At 64.1% G+C, this 21,221-nt stretch carries 20 protein-coding genes; 12 read left to right on the top strand and 8 right to left on the bottom strand.

The window, feature by feature from the left end; genetic code table 11:
• Positions 1–40: 40 nt before the first annotated feature.
• The 4 genes from BP26_RS0114805 (at position 41) to BP26_RS0114790 (ending at position 6,351) form a co-directional block, all read left to right on the top strand.
• Positions 41–2,422, top strand: a complete 2,382-nt coding sequence (locus BP26_RS0114805; RefSeq protein ID WP_157572543.1) for a TonB-dependent receptor — start codon at positions 41–43, stop codon at positions 2,420–2,422.
• Positions 2,423–2,646: 224 nt separating this feature from the next.
• On the top strand, positions 2,647–4,104 hold the full coding sequence (locus tag BP26_RS0114800; protein WP_084183113.1) for an ATP-binding protein: 1,458 nt from the start codon (positions 2,647–2,649) through the stop codon (positions 4,102–4,104).
• Positions 4,101–4,739, top strand: coding sequence for a response regulator (locus tag BP26_RS0114795; RefSeq protein ID WP_029921350.1), 639 nt, complete (start codon positions 4,101–4,103; stop codon positions 4,737–4,739). Before BP26_RS0114800 ends, BP26_RS0114795 begins: the two co-directional genes overlap by 4 nt.
• Before the next feature lie 319 nt (positions 4,740–5,058).
• Entirely contained in the window at positions 5,059–6,351 is a 1,293-nt protein-coding gene (locus BP26_RS0114790; protein WP_029921349.1) for a porin, read from the top strand.
• 105 nt (positions 6,352–6,456) lie between these two features.
• Here the strand turns inward: BP26_RS0114790 and BP26_RS0114785 are convergent, their stop codons facing one another.
• From BP26_RS0114785 to BP26_RS0114775, 3 genes are all read right to left on the bottom strand, one after another.
• Positions 6,457–9,519 carry an efflux RND transporter permease subunit gene (locus BP26_RS0114785; protein WP_029921348.1) on the bottom strand — a complete coding sequence of 1,021 codons (3,063 nt, stop codon included), beginning with the start codon at positions 9,517–9,519 and terminating at the stop codon, positions 6,457–6,459.
• 36 nt (positions 9,520–9,555) lie between these two features.
• Positions 9,556–10,380, bottom strand: coding sequence for an RND family efflux transporter (locus BP26_RS0114780; RefSeq protein ID WP_169740719.1), 825 nt, complete (start codon positions 10,378–10,380; stop codon positions 9,556–9,558).
• A 140-nt stretch (positions 10,381–10,520) separates the two neighbouring features.
• Positions 10,521–12,008 carry a TolC family protein gene (locus tag BP26_RS0114775; protein WP_169740718.1) on the bottom strand — a complete coding sequence of 496 codons (1,488 nt, stop codon included), beginning with the start codon at positions 12,006–12,008 and terminating at the stop codon, positions 10,521–10,523.
• Positions 12,009–12,471: 463 nt separating this feature from the next.
• Between BP26_RS0114775 and pqqA the strand changes: the two genes are divergently transcribed.
• The 5 genes from pqqA (at position 12,472) to pqqE (ending at position 15,697) form a co-directional block, all read left to right on the top strand.
• Positions 12,472–12,552: a pyrroloquinoline quinone precursor peptide PqqA gene (gene pqqA / locus BP26_RS31115; RefSeq protein ID WP_036516995.1), complete on the top strand. Its 81-nt coding sequence runs from the start codon at positions 12,472–12,474 to the stop codon at positions 12,550–12,552.
• Between the two features lie 70 nt (positions 12,553–12,622).
• Complete coding sequence (pqqB, locus tag BP26_RS0114760; RefSeq protein ID WP_029921345.1) at positions 12,623–13,543, top strand: pyrroloquinoline quinone biosynthesis protein PqqB; 921 nt, start codon at positions 12,623–12,625, stop codon at positions 13,541–13,543.
• On the top strand, positions 13,540–14,313 hold the full coding sequence (gene pqqC / locus BP26_RS0114755) for a pyrroloquinoline-quinone synthase PqqC (protein ID WP_029921344.1): 774 nt from the start codon (positions 13,540–13,542) through the stop codon (positions 14,311–14,313). Before pqqB ends, pqqC begins: the two co-directional genes overlap by 4 nt.
• Positions 14,310–14,591 (top strand): pyrroloquinoline quinone biosynthesis peptide chaperone PqqD, encoded by a 282-nt coding sequence (gene pqqD / locus BP26_RS0114750; protein ID WP_029921343.1) that lies wholly within the window; start codon positions 14,310–14,312, stop codon positions 14,589–14,591. Before pqqC ends, pqqD begins: the two co-directional genes overlap by 4 nt.
• 11 nt (positions 14,592–14,602) lie before the next feature.
• Positions 14,603–15,697 (top strand): pyrroloquinoline quinone biosynthesis protein PqqE, encoded by a 1,095-nt coding sequence (gene pqqE, locus BP26_RS0114745; RefSeq protein WP_029921342.1) that lies wholly within the window; start codon positions 14,603–14,605, stop codon positions 15,695–15,697.
• Here pqqE and BP26_RS0114740 read toward each other — a convergent pair.
• Both BP26_RS0114740 and BP26_RS0114735 read right to left on the bottom strand, forming a co-directional pair.
• Positions 15,597–16,802 (bottom strand): AbrB family transcriptional regulator, encoded by a 1,206-nt coding sequence (locus BP26_RS0114740; RefSeq protein WP_211254931.1) that lies wholly within the window; start codon positions 16,800–16,802, stop codon positions 15,597–15,599. The genes pqqE and BP26_RS0114740 overlap by 101 nt on opposite strands.
• A 59-nt stretch (positions 16,803–16,861) precedes the next feature.
• Positions 16,862–17,416, bottom strand: coding sequence for a hydrolase (locus BP26_RS0114735; protein WP_029921340.1), 555 nt, complete (start codon positions 17,414–17,416; stop codon positions 16,862–16,864).
• Between the two features lie 125 nt (positions 17,417–17,541).
• Between BP26_RS0114735 and BP26_RS0114730 the strand changes: the two genes are divergently transcribed.
• Entirely contained in the window at positions 17,542–18,156 is a 615-nt protein-coding gene (locus tag BP26_RS0114730; protein ID WP_029921339.1) for a TetR/AcrR family transcriptional regulator, read from the top strand.
• Positions 18,157–18,306: 150 nt separating this feature from the next.
• On the opposite strand, the gene BP26_RS0114725 is transcribed toward BP26_RS0114730, so the two are convergent.
• Positions 18,307–18,534: a hypothetical protein gene (locus BP26_RS0114725; RefSeq protein ID WP_029921338.1), complete on the bottom strand. Its 228-nt coding sequence runs from the start codon at positions 18,532–18,534 to the stop codon at positions 18,307–18,309.
• A 100-nt stretch (positions 18,535–18,634) separates the two neighbouring features.
• Between BP26_RS0114725 and BP26_RS0114720 the strand changes: the two genes are divergently transcribed.
• On the top strand, positions 18,635–18,973 hold the full coding sequence (locus tag BP26_RS0114720) for an MMPL family transporter (protein WP_029921337.1): 339 nt from the start codon (positions 18,635–18,637) through the stop codon (positions 18,971–18,973).
• 118 nt (positions 18,974–19,091) lie between these two features.
• On the opposite strand, the gene BP26_RS27685 is transcribed toward BP26_RS0114720, so the two are convergent.
• Positions 19,092–20,405, bottom strand: coding sequence for a sensor domain-containing diguanylate cyclase (locus BP26_RS27685; protein WP_051748994.1), 1,314 nt, complete (start codon positions 20,403–20,405; stop codon positions 19,092–19,094).
• A gap of 226 nt (positions 20,406–20,631) precedes the next feature.
• Complete coding sequence (locus tag BP26_RS0114710) at positions 20,632–20,814, bottom strand: hypothetical protein (RefSeq protein WP_029921335.1); 183 nt, start codon at positions 20,812–20,814, stop codon at positions 20,632–20,634.
• A 153-nt stretch (positions 20,815–20,967) separates the two neighbouring features.
• On the opposite strand from BP26_RS0114710, the gene BP26_RS28665 reads away from it, so the two are divergent.
• Positions 20,968–21,221, top strand: a 254-nt coding sequence (locus BP26_RS28665; RefSeq protein WP_157572540.1) for a transposase, incomplete at its 3' end; no start/stop codon positions are given.

Here is a 21,221-nt window from a genome sequence, read left to right as displayed (position 1 = left end):
AGCGGCGCAGGGACGCCGTAAACAAAAAAGAGGAGGGGATGTGAAGAAGACGATCGCTTCGTCGGTTGGCGGTTGCCTGGGATTTACCGCGATGCTGGGCCTGTCCATGCACGTCAGGGCCGACGACAACACTCCTGCTGCGCCGAGAAACCCGGCGACGGTGCAGGAATTGCCGGAGGTGACGGTGGTGGGGACCACGCCACTGCCGGGATTGGGCACTCCGCTCAACCTGGTGCCCGCCAATGTGCAGACCGCTACCAGCAAGGACATCGACAAGCAGAAGACGCTGGATCTGGCCGACTACATGAACCAGAACCTCAATGGCGTCTTCATCAACGAGACGCAGGACAATCCATTCCAGCCGGATGTGAACTTCCGCGGCTATACCGCCTCGCCGCTGCTCGGTGCGCCAGAGGGCCTGTCGGTCTACGTCGACGGCGTGCGTGTCAACGAGTCGTTCGGCGACGTGGTCAACTGGGACCTCATCCCCGAATCGGCCATTGCCAACATCACCCTGATGCCGGGGTCCAATCCATTGTTCGGCCTCAACACCCTCGGGGGCGCGCTGTCGGTGCAGACCAAGAGTGGCGCGCAGTATCCGGGCACCTCGATCAGCGCATACGGCGGCTCCTTCGGCCGGCGCGATGCCCAGTTCGAGACCGGCGGCAGCAAGGGTGACTTCGACTATTTCCTCACCGGCAACTGGTTCGACGAGGACGGCTGGCGTCCTTCCTCGCCGTCCCACGTACGGCAGCTGTTCGGCAAGGCCGGCTGGCAGAACGAGACGACCGATGTCGACCTCAGCTACGCCTACGCCGACACCAACCTCACCGGCAACGGCCTGACGCCGGAAGACATGATCGCAGCGCTCGGTCGCAAGGCGGTTTTCACGGTGCCGGACAATACCAAGAACCATCTCAATTTCCTCAACGCCCGCGCCAGCCATTTTCTGCGTAGCGATCTGCTGCTGGCCGGGAATGTCTACTTCCGCCAGCTGGCGACACGCACGTTCAACGGCGATGTCAACGACGACTATTCGAATGACTATGGCGATTCCGTCGCCCCGGGCGGCGACTGTGCCACGGCGCCGGATCCCGATGCCTGTGCCGCAGCCGAATTCTCCGGCGAGACCGGGATCAATCACAGTACCGACGTCAACCAGCGCACCTATGGCGGCACCGTGCAGCTCACGTACTCCGGTGATATCTTCGCCCGCAAGAACCAGCTCAGCGTCGGCGTCAGCTATGATAAGGGGCGCAGCGATTTCACCCAAACCGAGCAGGACGCCGCCTTCACGCCTTCGCGCAGCACCATCGCCGACGGCGATGTGAGCGAGGACGTGAGCCTTTACGGCAGCAACCGCAACTACGGTGTGTTCGCCACCGATACGTTTTCCCTGAATCGGCTGATCCATTTCACGGCATCTGCGCGTTACAACGATACCCGGGTGACGCTGGAAGACCGTCTGGGCACTGACCTCAACGGCGATCACGGCTTTCGCCGCATCAACCCGTCCTTCGGCATCAACCTGACGCCGGACAAGGATCTGACGGTGTATGTGGACTACAACGAGGGCAGCCGCGCGCCGACCGCCATCGAACTGGGCTGTGCCGACCCTACCCAGCCGTGCAAGCTGCCCAACGCTTTCGCCGCAGATCCGGCGCTGAAGCAGGTGGTGGCCAAGACCTGGGAATTTGGCGGCCGCGGCAAGGTGTTCGGTAAACTGCTGGGCTGGAGCGCAGCGGTGTACCACACCTCGAACAACGATGACATTCAGTTCATCAGTTCCGAGCTGTCGGGCGCCGGCTATTTCGACAACGTTGGCAGAACCCGCCGCCAGGGCGTGGAGCTGGGGCTTTCCGGCGAAGTGGCCAAGCGCTTCCACTGGCACGCCGGCTACAGTTTCATCGACGCAACCTATCGCACGCCGCTGAGCCTGATCTCGGAAAACAACAGCACCGCCAACGCCGACGGATTCATCAGCGTGACGCCGGGAGACCGCCTGCCGCTGGTGCCGCGGCATACCGGCAAGCTCGAAGCGGATTATGACGTTACGGCACAGTGGAACGTGGGCGCAAACCTGATTGCTTCGTCCGGGCAGTTCGTACGCGGCAACGAGAACAATCTGCACCAGCAGGGCGTCAACGGCGACGGTGAAACGTTCCGGCATTCCGGGCGGATCGGCGGTTACGCGGTGCTTAACCTCAACAGCAGCTATCGCTTCGGCCGCCACTGGGAGATATTCGGGCGCATCAACAACCTCTTCGACCGGGATTATGCGACGTCAGGACAGCTCACCTCAAACCCCTTCGACAGCAGTGGCCACTTCGTCACCAATCCGGCCAACTGGCCAAATGTGACGGCGATTTCTCCGTCGATGCCGCGCGCCTACTGGGCGGGCATGCGTCTGTCGTTCGACTGATCGGGGACGCCGTCGGGAAACGGGCGTGTCTCCCGTGAGTTTTTCCCGCTCCGGCCCGGGAAGGATTCGCTGTTGAAGGCGAGTTTTTCAGGTCAGTATGGTGTCGCAGCACTCCTTCCTGGGCCGGGGTCAAACCCGGCCTTTTCTTTGGCCATTACCGTGCTTGTTGCGCGCCGGCGCAATTGAACGCACGATTCCCGGATGGATTTGTCACCAAGCCGCGCATGAGCCAGTCTATGCCGCATTTCCAGAATAGCCCGGAGGCGCCCGCGCGCGCCGTGCCGGCGATTGCGGCGGGGGAGGCCAGGCGCCCGGTCGGCACCAACCTGAAGTGGCGGCTGAGCCTGCTGATCACTGTACTTATCGCCATGATGACCATCGCCGGCGGCGACTATGTGGTGCAGAAAGCCCGGCAGGATATCCGCATGGAAGTCCGCTCCACCATGAGCCTCACCGGCCATTTTCTCGATGCGCAACTGGCAGTGCTGCACGATCATTGGCGCGGGCAAGGCTATGCGATACCGCTGTTCCAGTTGCGGGAACTGCATGACGTACGCCATCTGGAAGTGAATTTCTACGACAGTCGCGGCAGGTTGATCGATTCCAACGAGGAAGGCGGTGAACGCCAACCGGAGGCGCCGGGTTGGTTCGTCTGGCTGGTACGCTCCTACTCGCCGCCGATGGAGCCCAACCGGCGCAGCGTGACCTTCGAGGGTGCGCCGGTAGGGGAACTGGTCATCCAGCCGGATCCCACTTACGAGATCGACGAGATCTGGGCCACTTCAAGAGGCTTGCTGCTGCTGCTATCGCTGTTCTTCGTGTTGATCAATGGCCTGGTCTGGTGGGCGGTGTCCCATGCCATGCGTCCGGTGGAATACATCCTCGGGGCGCTGGGCGAGATCGGGGATGGCAATCTCGGCACCCGCCTGCCGGCTTTCGGCCTGCCCGAGATGTCGCGCATCAGCGTCGGCTTCAACCACATGGCCGAAACGCTGGAGCGCAGCGTGGCGGAGAACCGTTCGCTGACGCGGCGCCTGATGCAGATGCAGGAGGAGGAGCGCAAGAATCTGGCGCGCGAGCTGCACGATGAGATCGGGCAGTGCGTCACCGCCATTCACGCCGATGCGGTGGCGATCCGCAACCGCGGCGGTACTCCGGTGCGCGAGAGCGCCGAGGCGATCGTCGAAGCCATCGGCCGCATCAAGGACATGGTGCGCAGCATCCTGCAACGCCTGCGGCCTGCCGCCCTGGAAGGCCTGGGCCTCGGCGCCGCCCTGCGCGAACTGACAGGCGGCTTCCGCCAGAGGAATCCGCAGCTGGCCTGCACCCTGCGCCTGTCTGACGAGACCGTGGAACTGCAGGGCGAGCTGGGCATCACCCTGTACCGGGTGGTACAGGAATGCCTGACCAATATCTCCCGTCACGCTGGCGCTAACGCCGTGGAGATCGTGTTATCACGACTTCAAGCAGGGCCGGGCGAGGTGGATCGGCTGGAACTGTCAGTCCGCGACGACGGCCGGGGTTTCGACGAAAGGTCGGGCCGGGGTGGATTCGGCCTGCTGGGTATGCGCGAGCGGGTCAGGGCGCTTGGCGGGATCTGCGTCATAGACGGGGCCAGCGGCAAAGGTACCAGCGTGACGGTACGCCTGCCTTGGCCGGCACGCTCAGGGGATGCCGCATGAGCGAGGCACCGATCAGGCTGATGCTGGTGGATGACCATGCCATCGTCCGCTCCGGTTTCCGCCGCCTGCTGGAGCAGGAGCCGAACCTGCACATCGTGGCCGAGGCCGAAAGCGGCGAGCAGGCCTATGCGCTCTACGTGAAGGAAATGCCGGACGTGGTGGTGCTGGACCTGTCCATGCCCGGCATGAGCGGCTTCGAGATCATCCGGCGCATCGTCGCGCGCGAGCCAACGGCGCGCATTCTCGTGTTCAGCATGCATGAGGATGCGGCGCTGACCGAGCGGGCCATCCAGCTCGGCGCACGCGGCTATGTCACCAAGAGCAATGCACCCGAGGTACTCGCCCGGGCGGTGGTGGAGGTTGCCTCCGGCAGGCTGTTCCTCAGCGCCGACGTGGCCCAGGCCATCGCCGCCTCCAAGCTGGCGGGCGAGGACAATCCGCTGAAGATCCTGACGGCGCGCGAATTCGAGATCTTCCGCCTGCTGGTGACCGGACGCAGCGCCACCGATATCGCGGGGATACTCAATCTCAGTGCCAAGACAGTGGCCAACTACCACACCCTCATCAAGCAGAAACTGCGGGTGACCGGTGATGTCGAGTTGGTGCTGCTGGCGCTGCGTCATAACCTTCTGTGACCACGGGATTGCGGCAGCGCCCGCTTTCCCCGTAGTGCCTCCAATGCTGTTTCCACAATGGTCGCAGCTTCCCCGCCGACCTGTAGCGTTTTTGTTACAGCCTGTGGAGCCCATGTCGCGTTTATGTCAAAAACGCCTCATGTACATCGGCCGCCATAACTCAAGCCATTGTTAAATAACGTTTATTGTTCCGGTAAATAGTCTGTTTTTATTGGCATATCGCTTGCCTTTTCGGGTATGGGCGCGGGCATCACGCGCTCCGCGGATGACAAGTCCGCGGATAGCTTCATTGAAAAATAAACCCAGGAAGGAGGAGCCGATGAACAAAACCCTTAGAAAGCTGTATCCACTCGCGCCGCTCGCGGCCGGACTTTGCACCTTATTCACCGCCATGCCGGCGGCGGCGATCGATTTTCAGACGGCCGACAACAAATGGACCTTTTCGGTCGATGGCAACATCAATGTCCACTACATCTTTTCGAGCTGTGAAAGTTCGGACAGCGCCAAGGCCGTCGCCGGCGGCCTGGCCTGCACCGGCAGCGCCACCGGCAGCAGTGTTTCCAATGTCGGCAACGGCCTGTTGCCGGCGGCGCTGACCTTCGGTGTCGCCACGCAACAGGAAGGCTTCGATATCGCGGCCCACTTCGGCCTGTATCCGGGCATCGCCACCAACGACGGCGGCAGCCCGAACAACCAGCAGGGCACTTCGAACGGATCGTCCAATACCGCGCTGGGCACCACCGGACTGGATGTGCGCCAGGTCTACATGACGTTCGGCAACAAGGATATGGGCACCTTCCTGCTGGGCCGCAACTTCGGCCTGTTCGGCTTCGACGCCATCATCAACGACATGACGTTGCCGGGCGTCGGCGTTGCCGGCAGCATGTCGGGCATCTCTCCGGCGAATACCTCGCTGGGTTCGATCGGCCTGGGCTACATCTATGTCGATACGCTGGCGCAGATGGACTACACCACGCCGGATTTCGCCGGCTTCAAGGGCACCATCGGCATCTTCGATCCGATCAACGCCGCCGGCAATACCGACGCGGCCCAACCGAAGAAGGCCCCGGGCATTCACGGCAAACTGAGTTATGACTATGCCATGAACTCGGATACCAAGTTCTACGCGTCCGCGGCTTTCATCAACCAGAAGCAGAACTACATCAGCGCCACAACCGGCAATCCGTACGGGTACAACGGTTTCGGCTTCGACCTGTTCGGCAAGGTGGACTGGAGAGCCCTGGAAGCGTTCGCCTACTACTACCACGGCTCCGGCCTCGGTACGACGGGCCTGTTCGTTCTGTCCGCCGATGCCAACGGCGACAAGCGCTCTTCCGACGGCTATCTGTTGCAGGTGACCTACAAGGTGGTGGAAAAGCTCAAGCTTGGCGTCAACTACGGCGTGAGCAGGCTCGACTATGCCAGCAGCGCCGACCAGGTGGCCAATCCGACCCTGGTGGAGTCCAACAGCAAGATCACCGGCGGCGCCTATTACTCCTTGACCAAAAACCTGATGCTGCTGGGTGAGGTCAGCGATGTCCGGGCGAAGTCGCATGCCGACGACAGCAACCGGAGCCTGAACGTCAACGTCGGCGCCTATCTCGCGTTCTGAGGCGGTTCCCCGTGTACTGAATACTCCCGGCGGTCGCGGGGATTCTTGGACTTGCCGGCGCCCTGCGCGCCGGTATTTTTTTGCGTATGGATCTGTAGCTGCGTGCTATTCCGGACGCAGCCAGCGCGCCGCTAGCGGCGGCACCAGCAGCAGGCTGACCAGGGTTGAGGACACCAGTCCGCCAAGAATCACCACCGCCATCGGTCCTTCGATCTCGTGACCGGGCTGGCGCAGTTGCACCGCAACCGGCAGCAAGGCCAGGCCAGTCAGCAGGGCGGTCAGCAGGACCGGCGTGAGCCGTTCCTCGGCGCCGCGCAAGGCGGTTTGCAATCCCCAGGTGCAGCCTTCGACACGCACCAGGTGGTCGTAGTGGGACACCAGCAGGATGGTATTGCGCGCCGCCATGCCGAACAGGGCGACGAAGCCGACCATGGCGCCCAGCGACAAGGTGCCGCCGGTAAGCGCGACGGCGGCCACGCCGCCGATCAGGGTGCTGGGCAGCGCTGTCAACACCAGCAGGACATGGCGCGCGTTGCCGAAGGCCAGCGCCAGCAACAACACGATCAGCATCAGGGCGGCGGCAGAGTGCAGCAGCAGTTCATGTGCCGCCCCAGCCTGGGCTTCCGCGGCGCCGCCGAAGCGCAGATAGACCCCGGGCGGCAATTTGACTTTCGCTTCGATCGCCTTGCGAGCGGCTGCGGCATAGCCCTTCTGGTCCGAGGTCTGCGGGTTGGCCACCACCACCTGGCGACGCAGGCCATCCTCATGGTCGATCACGCTGCGCGCCGAGATCATCTGCAGCTCGGCTACGGTCGACAACGGTACCAGGGCGCCGTCGCGGCCACGCAGCAGGAGGGCGCCGACGGCCTGCGGCGTTGCATCGGCCTGGGCGATTCGCACCGTCACCGGCACGCTGCGATCGGCCTGGTTGAGCTGGGCGACGACGGTGCCGTGGTAGGCGGCGTTGACCGTTTGCAGGACGTCTGCGGCCTGCAGGCCGTACAGTCCGAGTTGCTGTGGTTTCAGTTCCAGGCGCAGTTCAGGCTGGCGCGGCGGCACCTTGAGGCGCACGGTGCCGCTGTTCGGCAGGCCCTGCAATACGTCGGCAATCTCGGAGGCGATGCGGTCGTCACCGTCCAGGTCCGAGCCGAAGACGCTGACGAAGAACGGCGCGGACTCGCCGGACAGGGTTTCACCGATGCGTTCCACCAGCACCGAGTAGATCTCCACCAGCTGGTTGGGGAAGTCGTCGAAGGTATGGCGGATGCGTTGTTCGATCTGCGTCGCGGTGTAGCCTTGGGCCGGATCGATCTGCACCTCGAACTCGCTCTTGTTCGGCGCGTCCGGATCCTGGCCGTTCTCGGAACGACCGATTTGTTCGGCCACGCTCTTCACGCCCGGTATGGCCGACAGGCGTTCGGCGATGCGGGCACCGACGCGCGCGGTTTCGGCGAGGGAGATGCCGGGACGCAGCGAGGCATGGGCGATCAGGTAGTCCTCGCGGAAATCCGGCAGCAGGCGGGCGCCGAGCAGGGGCAGCAGCACCATGCCGGCCAGGCCACTGGCCAGCAGCAGCGCCAGTACCAGCCGCGGATGGCCGTGCAGGCTGCCGATGGCGCGCTGCTGCGCGCGCTTGCAGCGTTGCAGGAAGGGTGCTTCCTGATGCGGTGTGTGCCGGCTCATGACCAGCGCGCACAGCGCCGGTGTGGCGCTCATCGCCACCAGCAGGGAGATGCCGACCGCTAGCAGGAAGGCGATCGACAGCGGGCGGAAGAAGGAGCCCTGCAAGCCCGACAGCATCAGGATCGGCAGGAATGCCACGGCCACCGCGACGGTGGCGTAGAACACCGGCTGGCGCACTTCCAGCGAGGCGCTGACGAACAGGCTGCGGATGTCCACGTTGCCCACCGCACCGCGCCGTCGCCGGGTGATGTTTTCCACGTCGATCACCGCGTCGTCGACCACCACGCCCAGGGCCACCACCAGACCGCCGAGGGTCATGGTGTTGAGGGAGATGCCGCAGCTGGTGAGGATCCACACGGTGGCGAGCAGCGATAGCGGGATGGAACTGAACGAGACCAGGGCGCCGCGCCAGTCGCGCAATGCCACCAGCAGCAGCGCCACCACCAGCACTGCGCCAATCAACAGGGAATTGCGCAGCTTGGCGATGGCACTCTCGATGAAGCTCGCCGGTCGCAGCAGCGCCGGATGGTATTGCACGCCGTGCTGTGCCAAGGCTGGCGCCAGGGCATCGAGCCGCTGTTCCAGGGCGTGGGTCACTTCCAGCGTGTTGGCGCCGTACTGGGTCGAGGTCTCCACCAGGATGCCGGGACGACCGCCGATCATGGCGTCGCCAAAACGCGGCTCGCCGCCGTCACTGATGGCGGCGACATCGCCGAGGCGCAGCGGCAGGCCGTTGCGCGTTGTCACCACCGCCTGCGCCAACGCCTCGGGGGTGGCGCCGGCAGGCTGCGCTTGCAGCACGATGCGCTGGGTCGGCGTCTCCACGTAGCCGCCGCCGATCAACTCGGTGCCGCGTTGCGCCGCGCTGCGCACGTCATCGAGCGCGAGACCCGCGGCGGACAGCTTGAACGGATCGACCAGGACTTGCCGCTCGCGCGATTCGCCGCCGAACAGCTGTGCTTGCGCCACACCGGGCACCGCCAGGATCTGCGGCTTGAGCGTCCAGCGCACTAGGTCGCGCAACTCGATCGGCGACAGCGTGTCGCTGGTGAAGCCGAAGTGCACCAGGTATTCCATCGAGGAGCTGAGCGGCGACAGCAACGGCGCGCCGACGCCCGAAGGCAGCAAGCCGCTGGATTCGGCCAGGCGCTCGGTAACCAGCTGGCGCTGGCGGTAGGGATCGCCGCCGCGGCTGAATACCACCTGGATGGCGGAGAGTCCCTGGCTGGAACTGGAGCGCACCGCTTCGACATTGGCGGTGCCAGCCAGCAGGCCTTCCAGCGGCCGTGTCACCAGGGCTTCGACCTGGGCGGCATCGAGGCCGGGTGCTTCGGCCTGCACCAGCACATGCGGCGGGGCGAAGTCGGGGAAGACGTCGAAACGCGCATTGAGCAGCGCGGCGGCGCCGAGCACAGCCACCAGCACCGACAGGGCGGTGATGATACGGGGGTGGGCGAGGGAAGCGCGGACGATGGCGGCTAGCATGCCCGTTTCCCGACACACTTCTTTCGAGAAGGAAGCCTAGTCATGGTCTTCCTCTTCCGCCGAGAAGCTGCCCAGTCCTTGCAGCGACCACAACACGCCGGCGCCGTGCGTCACGATCAGTTCGTCGTCGTCGAGCCCCGCGACCAGCCAGGCATCGCCGGACGGCTGCAACAGCTTCACCATCACCGGTGCATATTGCAGCTTGCCGTCAGCGCTCTTGTCGTGAAGCTGGCGGTAGACGTAAGCGCCCTGATCGCCGTACAGCAGGGCGCCCTTGGGCACGAGGACCCCGCTGCCCGGCGCGCCGAGCAAGGTCACCGGAAGGCGTGCACCGGGGCCAAGCCCGGCCGGCGCGTGGTCGACCTGCAGCAACAGGCCAACGCTTTGCAGGTCTGCTGCGCCGCGCTGCAGCATGCCGAGTACCTGAGCCGGCACCTGGACGCCATCGACATCCAGTGTTGCCGATTTCGGAACGGCGCCGAGGCTGACGCGGCCGGGCAGGTCGGCGCGCAGCAGCAAGGTTTTGCCTGAGCCCAGGGCGTCGAACAAGTTCTGGCGCTGCGCTGCAGAAAGTTTTGCCAACGGCCCCCATTGCAGGACGAAACCCGATGCGATCGACTGCGCCAGGCTCTGCGCTTCGATTTGCGCGGCCTGTGCGCCCTGAAGGGCCTTGAGCGAAACGTCGGTGTTGCCGCTGTAAAGCTTTTCCATGCGCTGCGCTTCGGCGCTTGCGGCGCGTGCCGCCGCGCGGCTGCTCTCCGCTCGCCCTGTGTCGGTGATCAAGGTCGCGGGATCGAGCACCTGGCCATAGGCTTCAATGCGGGGCGCGACATTGGCCTTCACCGGATGGGCCAGGATCACGCCGACCGCTTCCTGCTGCTCCGGGCTGAGCGCCGGCGTGGCACCGCCAGCCGGCGCGGGTTGATCGTCGTCATCGCCGGCGGACACGGCAGCTGGGACGAACAGCCACAGCAGCGTTGATAGCAGAAACAGGCAACGATTCATGAAATCTTCTCTGTGCGCCAGCTCATGGGCATGGCGCACTCCGGTCCTTCGAGTGGGCGGCGATAGGCGTCTTCCAGGGCAGCAAAAGCCTGCTGCGCTTCATAAGCCGCCTGCAGGGCCAGCAGTTGCGCTTCGATGGCCTCGATCTGGGCCAGCAGCAGCGTCGGTCGGTCGGAGGCGCCAGCGTTAAGGGCGCGCTGCTCCGCCTCGCCGTGTTGCCGCGCCAGTACCGCGGCGTCAGTGGCGTCCCGCCAGGCCTGGCGCGCGCGCGGCCAGTTGCGTTCCGCCTGTTCCATCTGCATGAACAGTCCCGCCTGGACCGATTCGAGGTGCTTACCGGCCAGCTCGCGCCGCGCCACGGCCTCGCCAATAGGTCCTTCGTTGCGGTTGAATATCGGTAGTTCCAGGCTCATTCCCAGTTCGTTGTCATGCAAGGTTTCATTGAGTTGGTTCTCGCGCACACCACCGTTGTCCCAGGCGTAGCCGGGTGTGATGTGGAATTCGGGCCAACGCCTGGCAACCTCGCCCTGGAGAGTGGTCTCGGCCAGATCGTATTCGCGCAGGGCGCGCACCAGGTCGGGTCTGTCGATCAGCGCTTCCTGGCGGATGGAACCGGACAGGTCCGGGGACAGCGCGCCAATGCCGTCCCATTGCGGCCATAGCAGGGGAATGCCATCCAGGGCGGCGGCGGGCACACCGACGGCGGCGGCGAGACGCCCCCCTGCTTCGCTGCCCTGCATCGATATCTGGTTCAGGCGCTGGCGCGCAACGCTCAGTTCGAGCTGGGTGCGCAACGCTTCGCCGCCGGCGATTTCACCGGCATCCAGGTTTGCCCGGGCGGACTCCTGCAGCTTTTCGCGGGCGGCGACCAATTGCTGCAGCAGCGCTGCCTCGTCGCGTGCATACACCACGTCGAGCAGGGACTGTCGCAGTGCGGTGCGTACCTGCCAGATCGATTCCGCGACATCCGATTGCGCCGCCTGGGTTTCCAACGCCGCGCTGCGTTTGGCACGGCTGCGATCGCCGGGACGTTGCAGCAGGAAATCCATCGACAATCCGTACAGCCAGGCCGCGCCGCCGGCCGCCGCGGTGACATATTCGCCGAAGAGGTTGAGGGTGGGGTTGCGGATCTGCGCTGCGGTGCGCTCACCTGCAGCCACCGCGGTTGCGCGCGCACGCGCCTCGGCCAGTTGCGGATTGAGCAGCAGGGCGGCATCTAGCCACTGCGCGCGGTCCCAGCCGGCGGCGGGCGGGGGCAGGGCGGAAGCGAGGTTGTCGAGGCGGCGCGCGGCGAAAGCCTGTGCCGTTGCAGCGGGATCCGGTGGCGTACGCGTAGGTACCCCTGCGCATGCGGCCAACAGGGCGGCGCAGAGCGCAATTGGCACAGTGGCGGCGGACGACGGCGTCACCCTTCGCCAAGACACGATGAACGACGCCCAGCAGTCCGCGATCACCGCCACGAAGGCGGTATGACGACCTTGCATCACTCCTCCCCGTTGTAGTTTTCCGCTTTCTTGCGGGAGCGCTGCCCGGGCTTGGCACCGCGCCATATGGTGAAACGGGCAAGCTTTGTACCGCATTGCTCGTTTTGATTAAAGCTAATATAAAACAAGCACTTGTGCTGTTTAAATATCTTGTTCGACTGTATCGAGTGTATCGCCGCCGACACACTTCTGGCTAAAAACCAGGAAAATTTCACGAAGGTGCAACCATTTCCCCAAACGAGCCGGCACGTATGCAAGGATTACATTCGGACAGTCGATCGATGGATGATCATCGACAACTGGAAGCTGGCAGCAGAGCTCGTTGCCGCCAAGTTGCTGTCACGCCGGCCGCACAGTTCTGTGTCGTTCATGGTGTCTCAGAAATGCGCCAATTGCACGTCAAAATTTCATGTGTTAGACATGAACTCGCGATAAACCATGTTGCAACAACGAGGAGGAATCTATGAGCTGGAAAACCCCGAAGATTGTCGAGATCGCCCTGGGCGCGGAAATCAACTGCTACGCCTGCGCCGATCTGAAGTAGTCGATCCGGTGTCAAGACCCGCCGTGCAACCCGCTTTCACGGCGGGCCTTGATGCTACCGGACCCGGCGCATGAAGGCCGTGGTCCTGGGCGCCGCGGCCGGCGGCGGGTTTCCGCAATGGAATTCCAACGCGGCGGCCTGTAATCGGGCGCGTCGTGGTGATCAGGCAGCCAGGGCGCGCACACAAGCTTCGTTGGCCGTCAGCAATGATGGCGAACACTGGTTTCTGTTGAACGCATCGCCGGATCTGCGTCAGCAGATCGAAGCCACTCCAGTCTTGCATCCCAGCCATGGGCTACGCTCTTCGCCGATTGCCGGTGTAGTGCTGACCGGCGGTGATGTGGACGCGATTGCGGGCTTGTTGACCCTGCGCGAGCGCCAGCCGTTCACCGTCTATGCAAGCGCCAAGGTGCATGGCGTGCTCAAGGCCAATCCGATTTTCAATGTGCTGGCGGCGGATGTGGTGGTCCGGCAGACACTGGGCCTGGAGCAGCCGCAAGCACTGCTGCAGCAGGACGGCAAGGCCAGCGGCCTCACCGTCGAGTTCTTTCCCGTGCCGGGCAAGGTGCCGTTGTACCTGGAAGAAGCCGGGGGTACGCCACCCATCGTGCTGGGTGAAGATACCGTGGGTGCGATGATCAGCGACGGGAAATCGCGCCTGTTCTATATTCCGGGCTGCGCGTCGATGACCGAAGCGCTGGCGCAACGTCTGCGCGGCGCGGAGCTGGTGCTGTTCGACGGTACCTTGTGGCGCGACGACGAAATGATCCGCGCCGGCCTGGGCAGCAAGACCGGCCGCAGGATGGGACATATGAGTCTGAGCGGCCCCGATGGCACGATCGCCGCGTTCAGCACCCTGGGTGTCCGGCGCAAGGTGCTGGTGCATATCAACAACTCCAATCCGGTCCTGCTGGACGATTCGGCCGAACGCGCCGAAACCGAGGCCGCGGGATGGGAAGTGGCGCATGATGGAATGGAGCTACAGTCATGAGTGCAGATTCGTCTTTTCCCGCGCCCCTGTCGCCGGATGAACTCGAAGCCGCGCTGCGGCAGATTGGCGCCACGCGCTATCACAACCTGCATCCGTTCCATAAGCTGCTGCACGGCGGCAAGCTTGATCGCGGCCAGGTGCAGGCATGGGCGCTTAATCGCTACTACTACCAGAGTCGCATACCCGCGAAGGATGCGAGCTTGCTGGCGCGCCTGCCGACGGCGGAGCTGCGCCGCAACTGGCGTAGCCGCCTGGAAGACCATGATGGCACCGAGCCGGGTACTGGCGGCGTGGCGCGCTGGCTCAAGCTGGCGGAGGGCGTGGGGCTTGATCGTGACTATGTCGTTTCCACCGCCGGCTTGCTGGCGGGAACCCGTTTCGCCGTCGATGCCTACGTCGCTTTCGTGCGCGAGCGCAGCGTGCTGGAGGCGATCGCCTCTTCGCTGACCGAATTGTTTTCACCGGGGATCATCTCCGAGCGTGTTTCCGGCATGCTCAAGAACTACGATTTCGTCACGCCTGAAACACTGGCCTATTTCACGCCGCGGCTGACGCAGGCCCCGCGCGACAGCGACTTCGCCCTGGCTTATGTGAAGGAACATGCGCGCACGGCGGAGCAGCAGGACGCGGTGCTGGGCGCATTGCGCTTCAAGTGCGAGGTGCTGTGGTCGCAGCTCGATGCGCTGCACTTCGCCTATGTCGAACCCGGCTTCATTCCGCCCGGCGCCTTTGTGCCGCCAGGATGGGAGCGGGCAGGGAAGCCGGCATGAGTGTGACAGTCGAAGCCGACACTGTGCCGAGGTTTGGCATCGGCGTGAAATTCCGCTTCGACGAGGTCCGCGGCGCCTGGGTCGTGCTGGCGCCGGAGCGGCTGTTCCTGCCGGACGAGCAGGCGGTGGAAATTCTCAAGCTGGTCGACGGCCAGCGCAGTCTGGGCGCCATCGTCGACGACCTTGCGGTCCGTTACCAGGCGCCGCAGGAGCTCATCGCCACCGACGTCGCTGTGATGTTGCGGGATCTGGCCGACAAAGGCGTGATCCGCCTGTGAGCGCTCCGGCCATGAACGGCAATGGCGTCCGCGTGTCGGTGGAACCGCCGCTGGGCCTGTTGCTGGAACTGACGCACCGTTGTCCCTTGCAGTGCCCGTATTGCTCCAATCCGCTGGAACTGCAGAAATCCGGCGCGGAACTCGACACCGATACCTGGCTGCGCGTGCTCGACGAAGCGGCTGCGCTGGGCGTGTTGCAGGTGCATTTCTCCGGCGGCGAACCCACCGCACGCAAGGATCTGGCGGCGATGGTGAAGCGCGCCGCGCAGCACAAGATGTACAGCAACCTCATCACCTCGGCGGTGCTGCTGGATCAGCGGCGGGTGGCGGAACTGGCCGAAGCCGGCATCGACCATATCCAGATCAGTTTCCAGGACGTGGAGCCGGAAAATGCCGACCGTATCGGCGGTTATGCCGGCGGCCATCTGCGCAAACTGGCCGCCGCGCGGCTGGTGCAGGAGGCCGGGTTGCCGTTGACGCTGAACTTCGTGGTCCATCGCCAGAACGCCGAGCGCGTGTCGCAGATGATCGCCATGGGACTGGAGTTGGGCGCCGGCCGGATCGAAGTGGCGCATGTCCAGTATTACGGCTGGGGCCTGGTGAACCGCTCGGCGCTGCTGCCGAGCCGTGAACAGCTCGATGCCGTGACCGCGGAAGTCGAGTCGGCGCGGCTGCGGCTCAAGGGTCGCATGCTGATCGACTACGTGGTGCCCGATTATTACGCCTTGCGCCCGAAAGCCTGCATGGGCGGCTGGGCGCGCCGTTTCATCAACATCTCGCCGGCCGGCAAGGCCTTGCCATGCCACGCCGCGGAGACCTTGCCGGGGCTGGAATTCCCCTCGGTGCGGGAACAGTCGCTCGGCGCCATCTGGCGCGATGCGCCGGCGTTCCAGCGGTTCCGTGGCACCGACTGGATGCCGGAACCTTGCCAGTCCTGCGACAAGCGCGAAATCGATTGGGGCGGCTGCCGCTGCCAGGCCTTTGCGTTGACCGGCAATATCAGCGCTACCGATCCGGCTTGTGCGCTGTCTCCGGACCACGCCGTGATGGCGGAAGCGGTGAAGCAGAGCCGTGGTGCGTCCCTGGGGTTTGTTTACCGCCAGTAGGCGCAGGCGTGCCCGCCTGCGCGGGGTTCCAATTACCGGCCGGTGCCGGCTGCTGCCGCAAATGCGGTGAACTCTTCACCACCAGTTTCACCAACGTCGGCGCCAGGGCGATCACAAAGATCAGCCGCACCCCCTGCAAGGCCATCACGAACGACATATCCACCTGCGGCGAAGACGCCGCAATGATTGCCACCGAATCCAGGCCTCCCGGACTGGTTGCCAGATATGCCGTCAACGGATCAATGTGCAGCAGCATGCTCAAGCACCACGACAGGCCGGCGCAAAATGCGATCAGCGCAAGAGCGGAAGCGATCACCGGCAGCAGGGCATGCGCTGCATTGATCAGTGTATTGCGGCGAAAACCCAGGCCGATGTTCCAGCCGAGCAGGGCATAGCAGGCCGCCAGCAGCCAGCGCGGCAAGTGAAACTCGATCAGGCCGGATGCATGCAGCCCGGACAGCACCAGCATAGGCCCCAGCAGGGCCCAGGCCGACAGTCTCAGCGCGCGGCCGGCGAGCTGGCTCAACACGGCGATCGCCAGCACCATGGCGAGGGATGCCCAGTGCACCGGGGCGAACCACGACGTGGTGGTGGTCACGGCGGCAGACGCCGCAGGGTGACCAGCGCCGAAGCGTGCCACCAGCGCCGCGACCAGCGCCACCAGCAACACGCGCGAGTACTGCATGAAGGCGATCAGCTGGGTATCGGCGCCCTGGGCTTCGCCCAGCAGCACCATGCTGCTGGCGGCGCCGGGCGAGGTGCCGTAGACGGCGGTGGCGCCGGGGATGATTCCGCTACGGCTGATCAGCCAGCCCAAGGCGGCGGCGCCGAACATGGTGGCCGCCATCACGGCGCAGAACAGCAGCCAGTCGCGGGCGAAGGCGCTGAAGATGGCCGGGGTAATGACGCTGCCGATCATGGCGCCGATGACTGCCTGGGCGCCGGTGTAGGGCAGGCGCGGTACCTTCAGCTCGGCGCCATTCACCCCGAAGACGATGCCGCCGATCATCGGACCGAGCAGCAATGCAGCCGGCATCCCGGCTGCACCCCAGGCCAGGGACAGCGCGCCGGACAACGCCAGCAGCGCTGCCCATTGCAGCGGCACCGGCCAGCGCGGTAGCAGGGACCCGGTTGTGACTGGGGCTCCGATGTCGGCTCTGGCGGTCACCCCAGTTCGATCGCCGCGGCCTTGGTGACGCGGGCAATGCGCGGCATGATGTTCTTGATGCTGAAGGCGTGCATTTCAGCGCTGTTGCTGCTGCACAGATCTTCCACGATCACCAGTTCGAAGCCCAGCTCCCAGGCGTTGCGCGCGGTGGATTCCACGCCGATGTTGGTGGAGATGCCGGCCAGCACGATGCCGCGGATGCCGCGGCGGCGCAGCTGCAGCTCCAGATCGGTGCCGTGGAAGGCGCCCCACTGGCGCTTGGTGACGACGATGTCGGCGTCCTCGATCGGGTGGGGGAATTCATCCCAGCCGGCCGGCAGGCCGGCGAGATTCGAGGGCTGGTCCACCGCTTGCTGCGGTGCCAGCGCGTGGTTCTTGCCGAACGATACGCGGACCCACACCACCAGCCCGCCGGCGGCGCGAAAACGCTGTGCCAGCTGGGTGGAGCGCTCGTAAACTTCACTGCCGCTGTACGGCGCCACCGGCATGGCGAGGATGCCCTTCTGCAGGTCGATCAGAACCAGGGCGGTGGTTTTCGGATTAAGCTGCATTAGGTGTTCTCCAGGCAATGCGGCCAGGCGCTGCGCGCCGGCTGGACGGGGCTATAAATGGATATGGCGTTTCAGTATTCATGAGGGTATCCTCATGAATATGTATTATGAGGATAGGCTCATAAATGTCAAGCGAGGTTGAAAGCGGCAGCGCGCGCGCGCCAAAGCGTGAGCGCGGCAAGCAGCGGGTGGCGGAGCTGCTCGAGGCCGCCACAGCGGTATTTGCCGAGAAAGGCTACGAGGCGGCGACGATGACCGAGATCGCCGCGCGCGCCGATGCGCCGATCGGCTCGCTCTACCAGTTCTTTCCCACCAAGGGGGCGCTGTCCGATACCCTGGTGCGGGAATATGCGGCGCTACTGCTCGGCGATCTGCAGGCGCTGGAAGCGCGCGCGGCGGAGTTGAGCCTGCAGGCGCTGGTCGATGGACTGTTCGGCCTGCTGCGTGGCCGGCCGCGCGAACGCGCCGCGGCGCTGCCGCTGGCCGAGGCCCGGATGGACGAGCAGGCGCGGCGTACCACGTTCCGCCACATGCTGCGCAAGAGCGTGGCCGGCATTTTCAAGGTGCGCGCGCCCGGCCTTTCCAGTGAAGCGGCACAGGACATGGCGATTGTGATGGTGCAGTTGATGAAGGCGGCGAGCTCGCTCAGCGATGAGGACGGCCTGGCCGGACGTGTTGGCGCGCTGTGCGAGCTCCAGGCACTGGCCGTGTCGTACCTGGAACAGCGGCTCGAGAGGTAGACCGGCTCCTACAACACTTCGCATAATAGATATTATGTTAAGTATAAAAATGCAAAAGAAGGTCAGTAAAGATCACGACGAAATACTCAATTTTCGTATCGTAATGTGCTGATTTATTTAGCTGAACTGGCGCTCTAAGCCGGCCGTACCTCAAATACCCGGAATCCCCGGGTTTTGCCTGATCTGCCCCGCAAACTGTGTGCGCAATCCAGGCAGTCGTCGCTCGACGCTCTCGTGCTTCTTGTTCAGGCTTTCGGTGTAGACGTAATCCATCACGTCCCAGAACCCTGCAACGGCCTCGCTCATCTTGCGAAGCAATTCCCTCGGGATCACCATGTTTTCGACGTTGAGATCGACCGGAACGACCTTGCCGTCCAAGTCCTCCCTGCTCCCGCGGCCCCGGCCAAAATCCAGGCATCCGCCCCTACCAGCTTGTCAGCGACGACCCGTCTGGCCAACCAGGGGGCTGTACGCCGCGATGCACCTGCTCGGCGTCGGCCTGGACGTGAACTCGCTGATTGTCGCCGCCATTCGTGTCGGCGTGGGCATCGACTACGGCATTTATCTCTTGTCGCGCATCTGCGAGGAATGCCACGCCTGCAACGGCGACTGGGGCGCCGCCATCCGCAGCCGCGCTGCGCACCACCCCGGCAAGGCCAACCTGTTCACCGCCAGCATCATGACCTTGGGCATCGCGCCCTGGTATTTCCTCTCCGGCCTCAAGTTCGTCACCGACATGGGCCTGCCGCTGATCGTTATCATGACGAGCAACATGGTGCTGCCGCTGCTGGGTGCCTTGTCCGCTTTTGATGATTAATGCAACCAACTTGTCCGTTTTGATGAATTAACTGGCTCAGCGGAGGCGTGCTGCCGAGGAAAAGCGTCGCTAAAACGGCCGCGGTTGACCTAGGAGCCTCTGATGAACCCCGCCGCCCTCAAATGCGAAACCTGTAGGCAGCGGCAACCCGGTCGCGTCCCTCGGTCTTGGCGCGCAACAGCGCCTCGTCGGCAGCCTTGAGGACTTTGTCCGGGGTGTCGCCGTGCTCAGGAAATGCCGCCACGCCGAAAGAGACGGTCACGCGCCCGATGGGCTTCCCGTCGATCGAAACCGATAACTCCCGGATCGCCTGGCGAAACCGGTCCACTCTTTCCCAGGCGCTTTCCAGCGAGGTGTCCGGAAACAGCAGCGTGAATTCCTCCCCGCCGTACCGGCAGACCGTGTCTCCTTTACGGATGCGCGTGCTGAGCTGGCGCGAAATGGTGCGCAGCACCTCGTCTCCGCAGTCGTGCCCAAAACTGTCGTTGATGCGCTTGAAGTGATCAATGTCGGCCATCACCACGGCCACTGGCTTGCCTGAGCGCGTGGCGCGTGCGAATTCGCGTTCCAGAGCCTGGTCCAGGTAACGCCGGTTGAACAGCGTCGTCAGGGGATCGTGCAACGCCTCGGCCTGGAGCACGTCGCGCAAGGCCTGCTCGGCGCGATTGCGTTCCGTGACGTCGTTGAACACCGCATAGACCAGATCGTCCTCGAGCGCGACCACTACCTCCATATCGCGCACCACACCGTCGCCGCAGGTGACGTGGACTTCCCGCACGGGCGAATGCGCAAGCTCACCCGACTGCAACAAGGCACTGTCCCGCTTTTGCTGGCCCGCAAGAGCGGCCCGATACTTCGGGTCCGGGTACGCCAGGGAGCGCCATTGTTCAAGGGTGGTCATCTGCTCCGGCGAATAGCGCACCAGTTCCTCGAACCTGCGATTGATGAAGACGATCGAATCCTTCGCATCCGTCACACGGACCCCGAATGGGGCGTTCTCGACGATCCGCCGGAACCGCTCCTCGCTTCGGCGCAAGGCCTGTTCCGCGCGCTTTCGGTCGGTGACGTCCCAGACCACGCCGGCGATGCCCCCGAGGCTACCATCCCTCTTCTTGAAGGTGGCGCGGTGAAAAATGACGTCATGCCGCGAACCATCGGCGTACTGCAGCGCCGCCTCGTAAACCTGGAAACCCGGCTTTTGCAGCAGCGCCAGATCCGCGGCTTGATAGGTATCTGCAAGATCCTTCGGCCAGATTTCATAGACGGTCTTGCCGAGCAACTTCTCCCGCTGCAGTCCGCAGAACGATTCGAATGCCGTGTTGCATCCCAGGTAGCGACCGTCAACGTCCTTGTAGAACACCGGGCTAGGAACCGTGTCGATCAGCTGACCGACCAGCAGGGCATCGGGTAAAAGGGAACTTATGTCATTCACGGCCGCACTCCTCGGCATCGGCATGGCCGCACGCGGCGGTGGTCGTGCGCCATCGGCTTTCCGGGGTGCTACCGACGCTTCTACGGGCGTGCCATGATGGGTGATTTCGCCATTTGTCGTACAATCTTCTTACAGCCTGCGCGCTGTGGCCAAACGCGGCATTGATCCAGGTCAAGATGAGATTCCCCCAGTTTCCCGGACACCGGGTTAAGCGCTTCGCAGTTTCTCATAAGTCGCCGGGCTGATATAGCCAAGCGTCGAATGCCGATTGAGGCGCTTTCACGATTGAGGCCGCCAATTCCACGCGTGCCTGATTGAGTTGTCGCTGCAAGTCGACGTTTGCCTGCTGGGCGCCGTCCAGCTGCGCTTGCAGCCTGGCGCCGGCGAGTTCCAGGTCGCGGATCGCCACTTCGCGTGCAGCCAGCTGGTCCCGAACTCGGTCCAGATCCTGGCACGCAGCCTCCAGCTACTGCCCCATAGATGTAAGCGTCTGGCGAAGTCATCTTGAGTAAGCGCTGCTAGCGGCTGAGCATTGTGTCCACGAGTTCAAACCCGCGGACACATGGACACTACCGAAAGCAAGCAACGCCGGACATGGCGGCGTCACAGCGCCGAATTCAAGGCGAGCATGATCGAAGCCTGCAGCCATACGGGTGTTTCGATCGCAGCGGTGGCCCTGGCCAATGGCCTGAATGCCAATCTGCTGAGAAACTGGGTCGTGGAAGCGAAGAAGTCGGCACCGGCAGCATCTTTGGCGGTGAATCCCGGCTTCGTGCCGGTGGCACTCCCAGCGGCGCCATCGTCGACATCGGAAAT

The sequence above is a fragment of the Nevskia soli DSM 19509 genome (assembly GCF_000711955.1).
In the GTDB taxonomy this organism is placed as follows: Bacteria; Pseudomonadota; Gammaproteobacteria; order Nevskiales; family Nevskiaceae; genus Nevskia; species Nevskia soli.
The sequence above is the reverse complement of the archived record's forward strand: the minus strand, read 5'-3'. Positions and strand labels throughout refer to the sequence as shown.